This window comes from Streptococcus sp. 3613 (assembly GCF_013277375.1).
GTDB lineage: Bacteria > Bacillota > Bacilli > Lactobacillales > Streptococcaceae > Streptococcus > Streptococcus pseudopneumoniae.
The window spans coordinates 1-2,896 of record NZ_VMMV01000142.1 but is presented as its reverse complement, the minus strand read 5'-3'; the positions used below and the strand labels follow the sequence as shown (position 1 = coordinate 2,896).

General features: G+C 36.3%; 1 protein-coding gene and 2 pseudogenes. 2 read left to right on the top strand and 1 reads right to left on the bottom strand.

Annotation, left to right across the window (positions count from 1 at the left end; translation table 11 throughout):
• The first annotated feature begins 483 nt into the window (after window positions 1-483).
• Window positions 484-821, top strand: a pseudogene (locus tag HT708_RS12080) (lantibiotic-modifying protein).
• A 517-nt stretch (window positions 822-1,338) separates the two neighbouring features.
• Window positions 1,339-2,571: an MFS transporter gene (locus HT708_RS11495; RefSeq protein WP_000765697.1), complete on the top strand. Its 1,233-nt coding sequence runs from the start codon at window positions 1,339-1,341 to the stop codon at window positions 2,569-2,571.
• 117 nt (window positions 2,572-2,688) lie between these two features.
• On the opposite strand, the pseudogene HT708_RS11490 reads toward HT708_RS11495, so the two are convergent.
• Window positions 2,689-2,896, bottom strand: a pseudogene (locus tag HT708_RS11490) (choline-binding protein D); the annotation flags it as partial.

Here is a 2,896-nt window from a genome sequence, read left to right as displayed (position 1 = left end):
ACTTTTGGGGGTCAGTACATATGCTACGGGAAAGTTATGCACTTAATTTGACAATTCAAGATGTAAAAATATATACTAATATTTGACAAGTTGTCCTAAAAATGTTGTTATGTTATGGATTGATCGAATCTAACTAAAGGATCCTATTCAATTACTAGAACTATCACATACTCAAGGTCAGCTCACAGATGAGCAACTATTTTGGTTACAATACCTACTAAATTTAAGTCAAACAAATAATTTAGTCAAAATTAAAAAAATAGAGGAACATAAATATGATTACAAAACGGAATGTAATAGTGTTCTACGATTTTTACTAGATAAAACTGTAAATTCTGAAGGAAGGATCACTTCTTCAACAGAATTTGGAAATTTCGTAAGTAATTTATCATTCCAACACGGAATAGCTGGACTACTGTTTCCTCTAAATAAATTGTCCCCCCAGAACTGGATTCTAAAATACTCTCTATCATCAAGAAAGCAGTGACAATTAGAACGACACACACATATGAATATCAATACTCGCTGCTATTTGGTGATTCAGGCTATCTATGGTTACTCCTACATTTATTTTCTATCAGTAAAAATCAATACTATCTACAATTAGCAAACGTCACCGCTAAGAAATTAATAGAGAATTATGATACTCTAGAGGAAATAGACTTTGCATTGAGAAAATCTGGTGTCCTATTGTCATTAATAAAATACTATCAATTTACCAATGACAATACTCTTAAAATTTTCATCCACAATAGTATAGGGGAAATTTAGCATTATTTCCTACAAAGAGATACAGCCAAAGAAAGCATTTTAGACTATAGCTTTGCTCATGGATATTGTGGAATTGCATAGGCTTTATTTGCCTATTCTAAAGTCTTAGAACCTTCTATGTTCTATAATGATCTCCATACATTCCATACTGAATTAAAAAAATTATTAGAAAAAATTACTTCTAATACTAAAAATTTAGGAAATTTACAACTTTCTTGGTGCAAAGGAATTTCCGGAATAATCTTATATCTTTGTATGTACGATTGTGACGGAAACAAAGATATTATTAGTAAATATCAATAATTTGTTTTTAACCATCATCTAAAAATGATGACAGGATATTGCCACGGAATAACTAGCTTACTACAAACCACTGTCTACAATCAAAACAAATTACTGATGAAAAAAATCCAACAGGTAATTTTAGCATGTTCTGAACGAGATGATCACGATTTACTGATGTTTCAAGGAGATAGGAGTAAAGCAGATTTGTTTGAAGCATGGGGGTATATTGGTGTCTATTAAATAATAAATTCCCATTCGATGTGCAGAAATAAGGAGAAAAGTATGAAATTATTTTGGACAAACAACATATATAGACAGTTGCTGCTAAACAGCTGTTTTTCATCATTCGGCGACAGTATTTTCTACCTCGCCATTATCAATTATGTGGCTCAGTACAATTTCGCTCCGCTAGCGATTTTACTGATTTCCATTTCAGAGGTGGTTCCCCTACTATCGCAACTCTTTCTCGGAATTCTAGGAGATTTTCAAGAAAATAGAGTCAAACACGCACTCTGGATTGCCAAAATCAAAATCCTGCTCTACGCTATTTTGACAGTATTTCTCGTCTTGTCGCCCTTTTCATTAGTTTCAGTCATTATGATTGTCATCATCAACCTTATCTCTGACACCTTGAGCTACCTGTCTGCCTACATGATGAACGCCCTCTACATCAGTATAATTAAGGACGACCTGCATGATGCCATGGGGTTCAGGCAGTCTCTGATGAGGGTTGTCCGCATTGTCGCCAATCTAGCTGGTGCATTCCTTATCAATGTTATGAGTATTCAAACTATTTCCCTTATCAACACTCTGACTTTTGTCATTGCCTTTTGGGGCCTGTATGTTATTCGACATACCTTGTATGAGGTTGAAAAAAGGATTGAAATGTCACATACAGCACTGAGTTTTAAGAAATATTTTCAACATCTTAAACAGTCGCTGGCTGTGCTCCTGAGGTTAAAAGATACCGTCATACTACTGTTTCTGACGACCAGTATGATTGCCATCTTGGATGTGTCTCCTCGGTTGATTGCCCTCCGCTTCATCCAACAGACACTAGCACAACTGAGCATTGGGCAACTCCTCGCCCTGCTCTCCATCATCATTTCTTGTGGAGCTATCCTTGGCAATATGACCAGCAGTAATCTATTTAAAAATATCCGTTTCACGCACCTCTTGGTTTTCTGTGAGATTTCCCTATTGGCTCTAATAACTAGTATCCTTTGTCAAGCCTATATCGTAATTTTCATGACCAGTTTCATCAGTTCTACGATTATCGGCATTCTCAGCCCTCGCCTACAAGCAGCTGTCTTTGCCTATATCCCCAGTGACAAGATGGGGACGGTGGGCTCTGCTCTGAGCACAGTGGACATTCTCGCCCCGTCCCTGCTCTCCCTATTAGCCCTATCCATAGCATCGAGCGTTTCGGTGCAGTTAGCATTGATATTTTTGTATCTTATTTTGATTGCTCTTATCTTTTGTCAATGGTTAGTCAAGTTCAACACTCATAACTAACGAAAAAGCATGTGTAGATTTCACATGCTTTTAATCTCCCCAATCGTCAGGTCAAGTACAACAAAGTCACTTCTTTGATTAAGCGAGTGTTCTAATATAATTATAAGCTCCCTGTCATTACCGAACCCATTCGCCATTATAATTGACAGAATAGCCGTCTACGGTCGTATTCACTGCCAAAGCACCTGAGCTATAAGCATAATACCATTTGCCATTTATACTTTGCCAACCTGTTTGTTTATTACTATTCTTATAATAATACCAAGTATCACTAATCAACTTCCATCCATCAATAGAATGCCCTTTAATAACAGAGTAGATGAAA